Here is a 14,813-nt window from a genome sequence, read left to right as displayed (position 1 = left end):
GGCAGGCGCGCGTGAGCGCAAACGGCGCGATCAGGTTGACCCGCATCAGCGCCTGCCACTGCTCCAGCGTCTCGAGTTCCAGCGGGGTGAGCGTGTAGAACTTGTGCGCGCTGTGCAGCACGCCGTCGAGGCGCTTCAGGTGGTGGGCGATGGTGCCGGCCAGGTTTTCCAGCCCGCGGTCGTCGGCCGCCGCAAGGTCGAAGGGAAACATGGCGGGCTCGGGGCCGCCGGCGGCGACGATTTCGTCGTACACCGCCTCCAGCCGGCCCTCGTCGCGCGCCAGCAGGGCGACGGTTGCGCCATGGCGGGCGAAAGCGAGGCTGGCGGCGCGGCCGAGGCCGGAACTCGCGCCGGTGACGAGGATGACGCGTTCTGCGAGCAGGTCGTGGGGGGGGATGTAGTTTTTCATAGCGATTGGAGGAGTGCGCGAGCCGATTGTACCCCGCTCTGTGTGGCACTTTCGAGGGTGGCGGGATACGGCCCGGCGGTGTAGTCGCCCGCCAGGAAGACCCGCGGATGCGCGGTGGAGACGGCCGGCCGCGGCAGCCCCGGCACGCAGGCGTAGGTGGCCTGCTTTTCGACGATGGCCTTGCGCCAGCTCGCCGGGCCGGGGTCGGCGATGCGCCGCAACTGCGCCTCGGCGGCGTCCAGCCAGTTCGCGGGCAGGCGCGCTGCCGCACTGGCGACGAATGCCAGCAGGCCCGCCTGGCCGTGGCTCCGGCCGCGGTCGAACACGAACTGGGCGGGCCCGTCCGCGAGGGCGAACACGGGCTCGGACAGGCGGAACGCGGGGTCGTACTGGACGTAGGCGGTCGCGATGGGCTCGTAGCGGTAGCCCGCCAGTTGGTCGGCCAGCGGGCGGAGTTCAGCGACCGGGGCGGCGAGGGCTGCCAGATGCTGGGGGGCGACGGCGACGATGGCGTGGCTGAACGGGACCGCGGCGTCGCGCGTGGCCAGGGTGACGCCCTCGGCTGTCGGCTCGATTGCGCTCACGCGGCACGCCAGGCGCACCTCGCCGCCGAGTTCGCGCACGCGGGCGGCCGCGGTGGCGGGGAGCAGCGCCGTGAGGTCGCGGCGCGGCAGCAGCATGTCGCTGTGTGCCCGGCTCGCGCCGAACGCGGCGCGGATGACGTCGCGGAAGACCCGCGCGCTTGCCGCCTGCGGCGGGGTGTTGAGCGCGGATACGCACAGTGGGTGCCAGAGCAGCCGGCTCACCCTTTCCGGCTGCTCGCGCGTGAGTTCGCTGACGCTGAGATGCGCCGGCGTGTCCGCGCGATCGTTCATCAGGGTGTGCGCCCAGCGGGCGGCGACGAGCTTCTCGCGCCAGCTCAGCCCGTGTGCGTTGAGCAGGCCCGCCAGCAGGTGCAGCGGCGCGGGCAGGGCGGGGCAGGCGAGGCTGAAGTCGGGAGGCTGCCTGAGCGCGAGCGGCAGCCGCCACAGGCCATCCGGCGCATCGGCCGACTGCAGGTTGCCGATCAGCTGCAGACATTGTTCGTACGCGCCGAGCAGGATGTGCTGGCCGTTGTCGAGCGTGCGGCCCGCAAGTTCGACCGCGCGTGCGCGCCCGCCCAGTGTACGGCCGGCTTCGAACAGGGTGACGGCCACGCCCGCCTCGGCGAGCGTGAGCGCGGCCGTGCAACCCGCCCAGCCGCCGCCGACGACGGCGACATGCGGCGTCTTCGGGATGGCGGTCACGGGAACAGCCAGGTCCTGCCGGCGAGCCACGCCTTGCGCAGCGGCGTGAGCGACACGCGCGCGCGCAGGACCGGGAAGCGGGCCTGGCGGATCTCCTCGAGCAAGGTTCGGTAGATCGCCGCCATCGCCAGGCCCGGGCGCTGCGCGCGGCGTGCGCCGGCAGGCAGGGCGGCAAGTGCGTTTTCGTAATGCGCTGCCGCGCGCTCGAACTGGAACTGCATCAGCGCCTGGAATTCGGGCGTGTCGCGCCCTTGCAGCAGGTCTGCCTCGGCGACACCGAAGCGTGCGAGCTCGTCCTGCGGCAGGTAGATGCGGCCGCGGCGGACGTCCTCGCCGACGTCGCGGATGATGTTGGTGAGCTGGAAGGCAAGCCCCAGTTCGTGCGCGTAGCGGCGGACATCGCGGTCGTGTTCGCCGCGCGGCCCGCCGAAGATCGTGGCCGCCACCTCGCCGACCACGCCCGCCACCCGGTAGCAGTACAGGTTCAGCGACTTGAAGTCGGGGTAGCGCGGATGATCCAGGTCCATCGCCATGCCGTCGACGATCTCCAGCAGCAGGTCGGCGGGAATGTCCCGACCTTGCGGGGTGTCGTGCAACGCGCGGGTCGCGGGGTGTTCCGGCGCGCCTGCGGCGAACCGTGCGATCTCCCCGCGCCACCAGTCGAGCTTGGCCTCGGCCACCTGGCGCTCGTGGCATTCGTCGACCACGTCGTCGAGCTCGCGGCACAGCGCGTAGAACGCGGTGATGGCGCGCCGCGCGTCGGGCGGTAGGAAGACGAAGCTGTAGTAGAAGCTGGAGCCGCTGGCTGCGGCGCGCTCCTGGCAATACCGGTGAGGGTCCATGTCAGTGAAGCGCACGCGCGAGCATGAAGATCCAGTCCTTCTTGTTCAGCACCGGGCGGTCGGAGAACACGCAGCCGGGGTCGGCGTGCAGCTTCCGCAGGATCGTTTCGCCGCCGCGGATGGTGACCCGCAGCTCGAGGCCGATGCGCCCCTTGAGCACGCGGCCGAGCGGCGCGCCGGCCTGCAGCAGCCTCCGTGCGCGCTCGATCTGCTTGTGCATCATCACGTGCCAGAGACCGCGCGTGTCGCCGGCGGCGATCTGCGCCTCGCTGACGTGGTGCGCCGCGAGTTCGTCCTGCGGCAGGTAGACACGGCCCTTCTGCCAGTCGACCGCGATGTCCTGCAGGAAGTTGATCAGTTGCAGGCTGCTGCAGATGGCGTCGGAATAGGCGAGGTGGCGCGGGTCGTGGTCGCCGTAGAGGTGCAGCATCAGGCGTCCGACCGGATTGGCCGAGCGACGGCAGTAGTCCATGAGTTCGCCGAAATCGGCGTAACGCTTCTTCTCCACGTCCTGCGCGAAGGCGGACAGCAGATCGCGGAAGGGCGCGAGCGGGATGGCGTGGGCGCGAATCTCCGCAGCGAGCGGCCCGAACACGGGATCGTCCGGCGTCTCGCCGCGTTCGATGCGGTCGAGTGCAGCCTCATAGGCGGCGAGCCCGGCCAGCCGCTCGGCCGTGGGCGCGTCGCCTTCGTCGGCGATGTCGTCGGCGCTGCGGGCGAAGCGGTAGATGGCTTCAACCGGGCGGCGCAGCCGCCTCGGCAGCAGCCAGGACGCGACGGGGAAGTTTTCGTAGTGATCGACCGGCACCGGCAACAAAAAAACGGAATGGGAATAATGACTTAGGCGGGACGCCGGGCAGCCTTGGGTGACAGCATCGCATTGATTATATTACACTTATCGGTCGATAGTTTTGCGGCCAAGCCGCGAGAGTGGCGGAATTGGTAGACGCACTGGATTTAGGTTCCAGCGCCGCAAGGCGTGGGGGTTCGAGTCCCCCCTTTCGCACCACCTGCTTATTGCCCTTCACCCACCTTCAATTCAGCCAGGAAGTATTTTGATGCAAGCAAATCTCGAAGTTCTCGAAGGACTGGTTCGCCGCCTGGACATCAGCGTGCCCATGGACCAGCTTGAAACCGAAGTGCAGGGCCGCCTCAAGCGCCTGGCCCGCAGCGTCAAGATGGATGGCTTCCGTCCTGGCAAGGCGCCGCTCTCCGCGGTGGCGCGCCAGCACGGCGCCGGCGTGCGGCAGGAAGTGCTGGGGGAGGCCCTGCAGGCCCGCTTCGGCGAGGCCGTCCAGGCGCACCAGTTGAAGATTGCAGGCTACCCGCGTTTCGAGCCCAAGGCGGGGCAGGGCGGTGCGGCTGAAATGACGTTCAGCGCGAGCTTCGAGGTATATCCGGACGTCAAGATCGACGACCTTGCTGCCGGCAAGATCAGCCGCCCCGTCGTTGAACTGACCGACGCCGACGTGGCGAAGACGCTGGAGGTGCTGCAGAAGCAGCGCCGCAGCTTCGAGACGACCGATCGGGCCGCAATGGAAGGCGACCTGGTCAAATTCGACTATCAGGGCACGGTGGACGGCGCGGCATTCGAAGGCGGCAAGGGCGAAGACTTCGCTGCGGTAATCGGCGAAGGCCGTTTGCTGAAGGATTTCGAACAGAGCCTGACCGGGCTCAAGGCGGGCGACAGCAAGGGATTCGATCTGACGTTCCCGGCCGAATATGCCGCCAAGGAACTCGCCGGCAAGGCCGCGCATTTCGAGGTGCAGGTCAAGGACGTGCAGGCCCCTGTGCTGCCGCCGGTGAATGCGGAGTTTGCCAAGGCGCTGGGTGTCGAGGACGGTGACGTCGAGAAACTCAAGGCCGAGGTCAAGACCAATCTGGAGCGCGAAGTGAAACGCCGCGTGCAGGCGAAACTGAAAGAGCAGGCGATGGAGTTGCTGCTGCAGAAAAGCACGCTGGATCTGCCGCAGAGCCTGGTGGCGATGGAGACCGACCGTCTGCAGAAAATGACCGAGGCCGATATGCAATCGCGCGGGGTTCAGACCATGAAACTGTCTGCCGATATGTTTACTGGACAGGCCGAACGCCGTGTCCGCTTGGGCTTGATCCTGGCCGAGATCGTACAGGCGAACAAGTTGGTGGCGCAGCCGGAGCAGATCCGCACCTTGATTCAGGAACAGGCGCAGAGCTACGAGGAGCCGGAACAGGTGATGCAGTGGTACTACCAGAGCCCGCAGCGGATGCAGGAGATCGAGTCCCTGGCGCTGGAAGAGAATGTGGTAGCATGGGTTGCAGGTCAGGCCCAAGTGGAAGACGTGACAACCTCCTTTGAAGATTTGATGGGACGTGCCTGATGCGCATTGATTTCGAACACGGTATTTCCAATTCACAGCCCTTCGAGCCCCAGGGGCTGGGGCTGGTCCCCATGGTCGTCGAACAGAGCGGGCGCGGCGAGCGTGCCTACGATATATACTCGCGCCTCCTCAAGGAGCGGGTGATTTTCCTGGTCGGCCCGGTGAACGACGCGACTGCCAACCTGGTGGTCGCGCAGATGCTGTTCCTGGAGTCGGAAAACCCCGACAAGGACATCTATTTCTACATCAACTCGCCCGGTGGCTCGGTTTCGGCCGGCCTGGCGATCTATGACACCATGCAGTTCATCAAGCCGGATGTGTCCACGCTCTGCATCGGCCAGGCGGCCAGCATGGGCGCGTTCCTGCTGACCGCAGGTGCCAAGGGCAAGCGCTACTGTCTGCCGAACTCGCGCGTGATGATTCATCAGCCGCTGGGCGGTTTCCAGGGGCAGGCGTCGGACATCGAAATCCACGCCAAGGAAATCCTCTATCTGAAAGCGCGCCTCAACGATATGCTGGCCAAGCATACCGGACAGAGTCTGGAAGCAATCGATCGCGACACTGATCGCGACAACTTCATGAGCGCGGAAGATTCGGTGAAGTATGGGCTGGTCGACAAGGTGCTGACCAGCCGCATTGAGGCATCAGGCAATTAAGCAAGGAACTGGCATGGCAGACAAAGGCTCGGGTGACAAACTTCTCTACTGCTCTTTCTGCGGCAAAAGCCAGCACGAAGTGCGCAAGCTGATTGCTGGGCCGTCGGTGTTCATTTGCGATGAATGCGTCGAGCTATGCAACGACATCATCCGCGAGGAAATCCAGCAGGCCGGCAACCAGAAGGGGGCAGGATCCGATCTGCCGACGCCGCACGAAATCAGCAGCATTCTCGATCAGTATGTGATCGGCCAGGGACAGGCCAAGAAGGCGCTCGCCGTCGCGGTCTACAACCACTACAAGCGTCTGCGCAGCAATTCCGGTAGCGGCGAAGTCGAATTGGCCAAGAGCAATATCCTCCTGATCGGCCCTACCGGATCGGGCAAGACCCTGCTGGCGCAGACACTGGCGCGCCTGTTGAACGTGCCTTTCGTGATCGCCGATGCCACCACACTGACCGAAGCCGGCTACGTCGGCGAGGATGTCGAGAACATCATCCAGAAGCTGCTGCAGAAGTGCGATTACGATGTCGACAAGGCCAAGCAAGGCATCGTTTATATTGACGAAATCGACAAGATTTCGCGCAAGGCCGACAATCCCTCGATTACCCGCGATGTGTCGGGCGAAGGCGTGCAACAGGCGCTGCTGAAGCTGATCGAGGGCACCACTGCCTCGATACCGCCGCAGGGCGGGCGCAAGCATCCGAATCAGGAATTCGTTCAGGTTGACACCAGCAATATCCTGTTCATTTGCGGCGGCGCATTCAGCGGGCTGGAAAAGGTCATCCGCGGCCGCACCGAGAAAGGCGGCATCGGCTTTGGCGCGCAGGTGAAGAATGTCGATGAAACCAAGCGTGACGCCGAGTTGCTGCACCAGGTTGAACCCGAGGATCTCATCAAATACGGCCTGATCCCGGAATTTGTCGGGCGTTTGCCGGTGGTGGCGACGCTGGATGAACTCGACGAGGCCGCACTGGTACAAATCCTGACCGAGCCGAAGAATGCGCTGACCAAACAGTTCGCCAAGCTCTTCAAGATGGAAGGTGTCGAGCTCGAGTTCCGCGACGATGCGCTCAACGCCATCGCCAAGCGTGCGCTGAATCGTCGTACCGGTGCACGTGGCCTGCGTTCGATCATCGAGCATGCCCTGCTCGATACCATGTACGATCTGCCTTCACTCAAAGGGGTCAGCAAGGTGGTCGTGGACAACGGCCTGATCAACGGCGAGGGCAAACCCTTGCTGATTTACTCCGAACAGGGCGACCAGCCGCTGGCAGCCGGAGCCTGAATTGATGGCTGACGGGGAACCTGTCAGCCATCTTGAATTCCAACCTATGCCCCCCAATTACGGTTAAGCGTGGTTGTTGCCGATTTATCGGCTTTACAAACACAGCCTGCCTTTTACGGGTAGAGCGTGGTTGAATGCCCGCGCATCCTTTCCTCAACCCTTACCAGGAAATCATGATGAGCGACAACGTATCCAAGGAACAGGTCGATCTGCCGCTGTTGCCGCTTAGGGATGTGGTGGTGTTCCCACACATGGTCATCCCGTTGTTTGTCGGCCGTCCCAAGTCGATCAAGGCGCTGGAAACCTCGATGGAGTCCGGCAAGAGCATTCTCCTGGTCGCCCAAAAGACGGCCGCCCAGGACGACCCCACGCCAGAAGATCTCTACGATACCGGCAGCGTGGCCACCGTACTGCAAATGCTGAAGCTGCCCGATGGTACCGTCAAGGTCCTGGTGGAGGGTAATCAGCGTGCCCGCGTCCTGGAGGTGAACGACAACGGCACCCATCTTGCGGCGCGCGCAGAAATTCTGCCTGCCGAGGGTGAGGAACTGGTGGAAGTCGAGGCCATGCGCCGCGCTTTGCTCACGCAGTTCGACCAGTACGTCAAACTGAACAAGAAAATTCCGCCGGAAATCCTTACCTCGCTGGCGGGCATCGACGAGGGCGGCCGTCTGGCCGACACCATCGTTGCGCATCTGCCGCTTAAGCTGGAGCAGAAGCAGGAAGTGCTGGAAATGATCGGCGTCAACAAGCGCCTGGAGCACCTGCTGGGCCTGCTCGAAGGCGAACTTGACATCCTGCAGGTCGAAAAGCGCATCCGTGGCCGTGTCAAGCGGCAGATGGAGAAAAGCCAGCGCGAGTATTACCTGAATGAGCAGGTCAAGGCGATCCAGAAGGAGCTGGGCGACATCGAAGAAGGCGCCGAGCTGGAAGAACTGGAAAAACGCATCAAGGATGCCAGCATGTCCAGCGAGGCCGAAACCAAAGCCATGGGCGAACTGAAAAAGCTGCGCATGATGTCGCCGATGTCGGCCGAAGCCACCGTGATTCGCAGCTATATCGAAGCCATGGTCGGCCTGCCGTGGAAAAAGAAAACCAGGATCAGCAAGGATCTGCTCAAGGCCGAGAAAGTACTCGATCAGGATCACTATGGCCTCGACAAGGTCAAGGAGCGCATCCTGGAATATCTCGCGGTGCAACAGCGCGTCGACAAGGTGAAAGCACCGATTCTCTGCCTGGTGGGGCCGCCTGGCGTAGGCAAGACCTCGCTCGGACAGTCCATCGCCCGCGCGACCAATCGCAAATTCGTTCGCATGGCGCTTGGCGGCGTGCGCGACGAATCCGAGATTCGCGGGCACCGCCGCACCTACATTGGTTCGATGCCGGGGAAGATCCTGCAAAGCCTGACCAAGGTCGGGGTGAGAAATCCGTTGTTCCTGCTCGACGAAGTCGACAAAATGGGGCAGGATTTTCGTGGTGATCCGTCGTCGGCGTTGCTGGAAGTGCTCGACCCCGAGCAGAACCATACCTTCCAGGATCATTACATCGAGGTCGAGTACGATCTTTCCGACGTGATGTTCGTCGCCACGGCCAACTCGCTCAATCTGCCGGCACCGTTGCTCGACCGGATGGAAGTGATCCGCCTGTCGGGTTACACCGAGGACGAGAAAATCAATATTGCCGAGCGCTATCTGGTACCCAAACAACTCAAGGTCAATGGCATCAAGGAAGGCGAACTCGCCATTGCCGAGTCGGCGTTGCGCGACATCGTGCGCTACTACACACGCGAGGCCGGCGTGCGTAGCCTGGAGCGCGAGGTTTCAAAAATCTGCCGCAAGGCGGTCAAGGCCCTGTTGCTGAAGAAGCAGGGCACCAAGATACAGGTCACGTCGCGCAATCTGGAAAAATACCTCGGCGTGCGGCGTTTCAGCTTCGGCATCGCGGAAAAGAACAACCAGGTGGGACAGGTGACGGGGCTGGCCTGGACCGAGGTCGGCGGCGAATTGCTGACCATCGAGGCGGTCTCCCTGCCCGGGCGCGGCAAGATGACGACCACCGGCAAGCTCGGCGAGGTGATGCAGGAATCCATCCAGGCCGCGCTGTCCGTGGTGCGCTCTCGTGCGCGCAAGCTGGGTATCCAGGAGGACTTTTACCAGAAACGCGATATCCATATTCACCTGCCGGAAGGCGCGACGCCGAAAGATGGGCCATCTGCGGGTATCGCAATCTGTACTTCGATGGTGTCGATCCTCACCGGGATTCCGGTACGCGCGGATGTTGCGATGACTGGCGAGATTACGCTGCGGGGTGAAGTGCTGCCGATCGGCGGCCTGAAGGAAAAGCTGCTGGCCGCGCATCGTGGCGGCATCAAGACGGTGCTGATCCCGCAGGAAAACGTCAAGGATCTGACCGAGATTCCTGACAACATCAAGAACAAACTCGACATTCATCCGGTCAAGTGGATCGATCAGGTTCTTGAATTGGCATTGGAGCACACGCCCGAGCCCCTGCAGGACGAACCGGAAGCCGAAACACCGGCGATTGCCGTTCCGGAAGAGGGCGGGACCGCCGCCGCGGCGCTCAAACACTGAGTATTTTCCAGCCGCTCGTCGGAATCCCGCGCCAGCCGCGGGATTTTTTTGTCAATAGCCCGGAAAACCGCTTGACACAAGGTTTTGCGGGTTGCTATAAAAGCGCCCACAGGGTTTTCCTGTGCCACTTGAGTGAAGGGGACAACACGTGAACAAATCCGAATTGATCGATGCCATTGCCGACTCGGCTGATATTTCCAAGGCAGCTGCCGGTCGTGCACTGGACGCAACGGTTGAAGCTGTCAAGAAAGCCCTGAAGAAGGGTGACATGGTGACGCTGGTGGGTTTTGGCAGCTTCTATGTCGGCAAGCGCGCCGCGCGTACGGGCCGTAACCCGCGCACCGGCGCAACCATCAAGATCAAGGCTGCCAAAGTGCCGAAGTTCCGTGCCGGCAAAGGCCTGAAAGACGCCATTAATTAATAAAAATTACGATATGCATTTGGCAAGACCGGGAAATCTGTTGTAGAATTTTGGTCTTTGTCGGGTGCTTAGCTCAGCTGGTAGAGCGTCGCCCTTACAAGGCGAATGTCGGGGGTTCGAACCCCTCAGCACCCACCAGCAGGGTAAAAAATAAGCGGTCAAGTTTTAAGCAGTCTGGTTTTTTGTAGCATCAGGGAGTGGTAGTTCAGTTGGTTAGAATACCGGCCTGTCACGCCGGGGGTCGCGGGTTCGAGTCCCGTCCACTCCGCCAACATCAAAAAAGGCGAACGCGAGTTCGCCTTTTTTATTTTCAGCGCCTTTTATCGCATCGATTGAATTTATCCATGCGTAACTTTTAATCGCGCCAGGCGAGACGCGAGACGCAAAGTGCGCGAGAATTCGCGCTGGCGTTTTTTCTGGAGTTGATGACCGTGCTCGAAGCAATCCGCAAGCATGCAAAGGGCTGGCTGGCCAAAGTCATACTGGCCTTGATCGCAATTACCTTCGCCTTGTTCGGCGTGGATTCCTACATGAAGGGCGACACCCGCGGCGGCGTGGTTGCCGAGGTCGGCGACGTGGGGATTTCGCGTGAAGAACTGACCCGGGAGATTCAGGCGCAGAGTGATCGCATGCGTGAGGCGCTCGGCCCTGCATTTGATCCTGCCGTTACCGAAACGACAAACTTCCGCAAGCAGGTTCTCGATAGCCTGGTCGAGCGTAAAGCCTTGCTGCAGAATGCGCAAAAGCTCAAGTTCGTGGCACCCGATGCCTATATTGCGTCGGTGCTGGCGCAGATCCCGGCCTTCCAGCAGGACGGCACGTTTTCACAGCAGCGGTATGAGGCGGTGCTGCGCCAGAATGGCCGCACGCCCGCCCAGTTTGAAAATGAATTGCGCCAGGCCTTCATGCTGGAGGCCATTACCAGTCCAGTCTCGCTTGCGGCGTTCCCGTCCGGTACATCGCTGGCTCAAATTGCCCGTCTGGTGGCGCAACAGCGTGAAATTGCCTGGGTCGATCTGCCGGTTTCCACGGTGGCGCCGCAGATCCAGGTGACGCCTGCCGACGTGGAGCGTTACTACACGGCAAACAAAAGTGAATTCACCGAGCCCGAGCAGATCCGCGCCGAATATCTGGTGCTGGATATGGCAAGCGTAGCGGCGGGTATCGCGGTGAGCGAACAGGCCGTGGCGGATTACTACGCTTCCCATGCCGCCCAGTTCGGGCAGCCGGAACAGCGCAGTGCGAGCCACATCCTGATTGCTGCAGATAAAAATGCGGATGCGGCCTCGCGTGCCAAAGCCAGAGAAAAAGCGGCCGAACTGGCGCAAACCCTGCAGAAAAACCCGCAGCGTTTTGCCGAGTTGGCGCGCACTCAGTCGCAGGACCCGGGGTCGGCCGCGCAGGATGGCAGCCTGGGCAGTTTTGGTCGTGGCATGATGGTCAAATCCTTCGAAGATGCCGTGTTCAGCATGAAGCCCAATGAAATCCGCGGACCAGTGGAAAGCGATTTCGGTTATCACATCATCCGGCTGGACGGCATTCAGGCGGCCCAGACTGCGCCGCTAGCCGAGGTGCGTACAGCGATTGTGAGCGAGTTGCGCAAGCAGCAGGCACAAAAAGCCTTTGCCGACCTGGCCGACAATTTCAGCAATCTGGTGTACGAGAACGCTCAGTCATTGCAGCCCGCCGCCACCGCCGCCAAGCTGACGGTTCAGCAAAGCGGCTGGATGACGGCCAAGACAGCATCGCCGCCTTTCAATCATGCCGCCTTGTCGGCCGCGCTGTTCAGTCCGGAATCGGTCAAATCCAGACAGAACACTGAAGCCATCGAAGTGCAGCCCGGTACCCTGGTCGCTGCGCGGGTGGCGGAATATCGCCCGGCCCGGTTGCGTCCGCTGACCGAGGCGTCGCAGGCGATCGAGACCAGGCTGCGCGCCGAGCAGAGCATGCGTCTGCTGGAGCAAAAATCTGAAGCCACCCTCAAGGCGCTGGCAAAAGGTGACGAAGCGGGACTGAACTGGTCGGCTTTTCAGATCGTGGGGCGTCAACCTTCTGCCGCGCTGGATGCGACCGGGGCCAAAGCGGTCTTCCGTGTCAACACGGAAAAACTGCCGGCCTACACCCGTTTCGCCCGTCCCGACGGCTCGTATCGCATCGTACGCGTGAGCCGCGTGCTGGATGCGCCGGAGCTGGATCCGATGTTGCTGTCGTCGATCGAAGCCGGCGTCACGCAGGCGCAGCAGCGGGCGGATATGAAAGCGATGGCTGCGCTGATTACTGCCGGCCAGAAAGTGAAAATCCAGCCCAACGCGATCGAGGGCAGATAAGCCGTCGCGTAGCCGCAATGAAAAACGCGCCTTGAAGGCGCGTTTTTCATTGCGGGAAAGTACCGTTCAGCTCTCGGCGCCAGCGGTGGAATTGAAGCCGGCGTCGACATAGGTGATTTCGCCGGTAATGCCGGACGCCAGGTCGGAAAGCAGGAAAGCGACAGCGTTGCCCACTTCATCGATGGTCACATTGCGGCGCAGCGGCGCGTTCTTGGCGACGACATCAAGCTTCTCGCCGAAATTGGCGATGCCGCTGGCGGCCAGCGTCTTGATCGGCCCGGCCGATACTGCATTGACACGGATACCCTTGGGACCGAGGCTCTGCGCCATGTAGTACACGCTGGATTCGAGGCTGGCCTTGGCCAGGCCCATGACGTTGTAATTGGGTACGGAGCGGATCGCGCCGAGATACGTCAGCGTCAGCAGTGCCGCCTGGCGGCCCTCCATCATCGGCAACGCAGCCTTGGCCAGCGCGGCGAAGCTGTAGGAGCTGATGTCGTGGGCGATGCGGAAGTTTTCCCGGGTGACTGCGGAGAGATAATCGCCGGCCAGGGCTTCCTTCGGCGCAAAGGCGATCGAGTGCACCAGTCCGTCGAAGCCGTCCCAGTGCTTGCCGAGTTCGTCAAACAGCGCGTCGATCTGCTCGTCGCTGCCGACGTCGCATGGGAACACCAGATGGGAACCGAACTCCTGGGCGAACTCCGTGACACGTTCCTTGATGCGCTCGCCCTGATAGGTGAAAGCCAGTTCGGCGCCTTCGCGCCGGCACGCGGCAGCGACGCCATACGCGATCGAACGGTTGGATATCACGCCGGTGATCAGCAAGCGTTTTCCTGCAAGAAATCCCATGATGGTCTCGAAAAGTTGGGGTGCCCCGGATTATAACGGCTGACGTTGGCTGCGTGCTTGGGTACACTTGCGGCATGGGGCGCATCGGGACGATTATATTGGGGACGGGCCTGCTGGGGCTAGGCTTGGCGGCAGGATGCTCCGACAGCTGGAACAACCCCTATCCCGGCAGCGATACGAACGCCAGCGTGCTTTACAGCGCATTTTCCGAGCGTCCCAAGCATCTCGATCCGGCACGCTCTTACAGCTCGAACGAAGTGGAATTCACTGGCCAGATCTACGAGCCGCCTCTGCAGTATCACTTCCTCAAGCGCCCCTACACCCTGATTCCTCTGACCGCCGAGACGGTGCCCAAGCCACGCTACGTCGATGCGTCGGGCAATGTCTTGCCTGACGACGCGCCGTCCGCAGCCATTGCCGAAAGCGTGTACGAAATCCGTATCCGCCCCGGCATCCAGTACCAGCCGCACCCGGCATTCGCGCGCGATGCGGCGGGGCGCTACCGCTACCATGCACTCGCGGCTGCGGACACCGCCGGAAAAACCCGGATCCAGGACTTCGAGCACAGCGGCACGCGCGAACTGGTGGCTGCCGATTATGTGTACCAGATCAAGCGCCTGGCCAACCCTCGGCTCAGTTCGCCGATTTTTGGCCTGATGGCCGAACACATCATCGGTCTGAAGGCGCTGGGTGCGGCGCTGGAAAAAGCGGCGCAATCCCGCCCCGCTGCGGCGCCGAATCTCGACGACTTCGCACTTGAAGGGGCGGAGCTCGTCGACCGCTACACCTACCGCATCCATGTCAAAGGTAAATACCCGCAGTTCATCTACTGGCTGGCAATGCCGTTTTTTGCGCCGATTCCATGGGAAGCCGACGTCTTCTATGCCCAGCCCGGGCTGGCCGAGCGCAATCTCACGCTCGACTGGCAACCGGTCGGGACCGGGCCGTATTACCTGGCGGAAAACGATCCCAATCGCCGCATGGTGCTGAAAAAAAATCCGCATTACCACGGCGAAACCTATCCGGCGGAAGGCGGCGACGATGAAGACAGGCAGGCAGGGCTGCTGGCCGACGCCGGCAAGCGCCTGCCGCTGGTGGACGAAGCCGTGTTCAGCCTGGAAAAGGAAACCATTCCCTACTGGAGCAAGTTCCTGCAGGGTTATTACGACAGCTCCGGCATCAGCTCCGATAGCTTCGACCAGGCCGTGAAGTTCTCCGCAGGCGGCGATCCGCAACTCACCGATTCCATGCGCGCCAAGGACATCGGCCTCGTTACCAGCGTGGCGGCGTCCCTCTGGTATGTCGGTTTCAACATGCTCGACCCGGTGGTGGGTGGCCTGGGCGAAGACCGCCGCAAATTGCGCCAGGCGCTGTCCATCGCATTCGACTACGACGAGTTCATTTCCATTTTCCTCAATGGCCGCGGCATCCCCGCGCAGGGGCCGATTCCTCCCGGGCTGTTCGGCTATGTCGAGGGCGTGGCCGGGTTGAATCCTTATGTCTACGAAGCGCGCAACGGCGCGGTTCAGCGCCGTCCGATCGAAACCGCAAAGAAGCTGCTGGCCGAGGCGGGCTATCCGAACGGCCGCAACGCGAAGACGGGCGAACCGCTGGTGCTGTATTTCGACACCATGGCATCCGGCCCCGACGCCAAGTCGCGGCTCGACTGGATGAAGAAGCAGCTCGACAAGCTCAACGTGCAGCTGGTGGTGCGCGGCACCGACTACAACCGTTTTCAGGACAAGATCCGCAAGGGCAATGCCCAGCTGTTCGAATGGGGCTGGAACGCC

At 62.4% G+C, this 14,813-nt stretch carries 12 protein-coding genes and 3 tRNA genes; 10 read left to right on the top strand and 5 right to left on the bottom strand.

The features are described from left to right. The 4 genes from Q0L94_RS12480 to hpnC all read right to left on the bottom strand — a co-directional run. The coding region (locus tag Q0L94_RS12480) for an SDR family NAD(P)-dependent oxidoreductase (protein ID WP_296753687.1) at positions 1–409 on the bottom strand (409 nt) is incomplete at its 3' end. Further along, positions 406–1,695: a hydroxysqualene dehydroxylase HpnE gene (gene hpnE / locus Q0L94_RS12475; RefSeq protein WP_296753685.1), complete on the bottom strand. Its 1,290-nt coding sequence runs from the start codon at positions 1,693–1,695 to the stop codon at positions 406–408. The genes Q0L94_RS12480 and hpnE, both read right to left, overlap by 4 nt. Beyond that, entirely contained in the window at positions 1,692–2,537 is an 846-nt protein-coding gene (gene hpnD, locus Q0L94_RS12470) for a presqualene diphosphate synthase HpnD (protein ID WP_296753689.1), read from the bottom strand. Before hpnD ends, hpnE begins: the two co-directional genes overlap by 4 nt. 1 nt (position 2,538) lies before the next feature. Then, positions 2,539–3,345, bottom strand: a complete 807-nt coding sequence (gene hpnC, locus Q0L94_RS12465) for a squalene synthase HpnC (RefSeq protein WP_366799475.1) — start codon at positions 3,343–3,345, stop codon at positions 2,539–2,541. A 116-nt stretch (positions 3,346–3,461) separates the two neighbouring features. On the opposite strand from hpnC, the gene Q0L94_RS12460 reads away from it, so the two are divergent. The 9 genes from Q0L94_RS12460 (at position 3,462) to Q0L94_RS12420 (ending at position 12,174) form a co-directional block, all read left to right on the top strand. Further along, a tRNA-Leu gene (locus Q0L94_RS12460) sits at positions 3,462–3,546 on the top strand. A 49-nt stretch (positions 3,547–3,595) separates the two neighbouring features. Further along, complete coding sequence (tig, locus tag Q0L94_RS12455; protein ID WP_296753682.1) at positions 3,596–4,894, top strand: trigger factor; 1,299 nt, start codon at positions 3,596–3,598, stop codon at positions 4,892–4,894. Next, entirely contained in the window at positions 4,894–5,550 is a 657-nt protein-coding gene (clpP, locus tag Q0L94_RS12450) for an ATP-dependent Clp endopeptidase proteolytic subunit ClpP (protein ID WP_018078707.1), read from the top strand. The genes tig and clpP overlap by 1 nt, the downstream gene beginning before the upstream one ends. Positions 5,551–5,563: 13 nt before the next feature. Further along, complete coding sequence (clpX, locus tag Q0L94_RS12445; protein WP_296753681.1) at positions 5,564–6,835, top strand: ATP-dependent Clp protease ATP-binding subunit ClpX; 1,272 nt, start codon at positions 5,564–5,566, stop codon at positions 6,833–6,835. 173 nt (positions 6,836–7,008) lie between these two features. After that, positions 7,009–9,426 (top strand): endopeptidase La, encoded by a 2,418-nt coding sequence (lon, locus tag Q0L94_RS12440; RefSeq protein ID WP_296753688.1) that lies wholly within the window; start codon positions 7,009–7,011, stop codon positions 9,424–9,426. Positions 9,427–9,574: 148 nt separating this feature from the next. Next, positions 9,575–9,847 carry an HU family DNA-binding protein gene (locus Q0L94_RS12435; protein WP_296641944.1) on the top strand — a complete coding sequence of 91 codons (273 nt, stop codon included), beginning with the start codon at positions 9,575–9,577 and terminating at the stop codon, positions 9,845–9,847. Positions 9,848–9,909: 62 nt separating this feature from the next. Continuing rightward, a tRNA-Val gene (locus tag Q0L94_RS12430) sits at positions 9,910–9,985 on the top strand. A 56-nt stretch (positions 9,986–10,041) separates the two neighbouring features. Further along, a tRNA-Asp gene (locus tag Q0L94_RS12425) sits at positions 10,042–10,118 on the top strand. Positions 10,119–10,272: 154 nt separating this feature from the next. Next, complete coding sequence (locus Q0L94_RS12420) at positions 10,273–12,174, top strand: SurA N-terminal domain-containing protein (RefSeq protein WP_296753679.1); 1,902 nt, start codon at positions 10,273–10,275, stop codon at positions 12,172–12,174. Positions 12,175–12,240: 66 nt separating this feature from the next. On the opposite strand, the gene fabI is transcribed toward Q0L94_RS12420, so the two are convergent. Continuing rightward, positions 12,241–13,023, bottom strand: a complete 783-nt coding sequence (fabI, locus tag Q0L94_RS12415; RefSeq protein ID WP_296753678.1) for an enoyl-ACP reductase FabI — start codon at positions 13,021–13,023, stop codon at positions 12,241–12,243. Positions 13,024–13,097: 74 nt separating this feature from the next. Here fabI and Q0L94_RS12410 point away from each other — a divergent pair. Next, on the top strand, positions 13,098–14,813 hold a 1,716-nt coding region (locus Q0L94_RS12410), incomplete at its 3' end, for an ABC transporter substrate-binding protein (protein ID WP_296753677.1).

Source organism: Thiobacillus sp. (assembly GCF_024708915.1).
The sequence above is the reverse complement of the archived record's forward strand: the minus strand, read 5'-3'. Positions and strand labels throughout refer to the sequence as shown.

Coding starts and splice junctions, on each gene's coding strand:
- hpnD (WP_296753689.1), bottom strand. CDS start 2,537: ATGGACCCTCACCGGTATTGCCAGGAGCGCGCCGCAGCCAGCGGCTCC.
- tig (WP_296753682.1), top strand. CDS start 3,596: ATGCAAGCAAATCTCGAAGTTCTCGAAGGACTGGTTCGCCGCCTGGAC.
- clpP (WP_018078707.1), top strand. CDS start 4,894: ATGCGCATTGATTTCGAACACGGTATTTCCAATTCACAGCCCTTCGAG.
- clpX (WP_296753681.1), top strand. CDS start 5,564: ATGGCAGACAAAGGCTCGGGTGACAAACTTCTCTACTGCTCTTTCTGC.
- lon (WP_296753688.1), top strand. CDS start 7,009: ATGATGAGCGACAACGTATCCAAGGAACAGGTCGATCTGCCGCTGTTG.
- Q0L94_RS12420 (WP_296753679.1), top strand. CDS start 10,273: ATGACCGTGCTCGAAGCAATCCGCAAGCATGCAAAGGGCTGGCTGGCC.
- fabI (WP_296753678.1), bottom strand. CDS start 13,023: ATGGGATTTCTTGCAGGAAAACGCTTGCTGATCACCGGCGTGATATCC.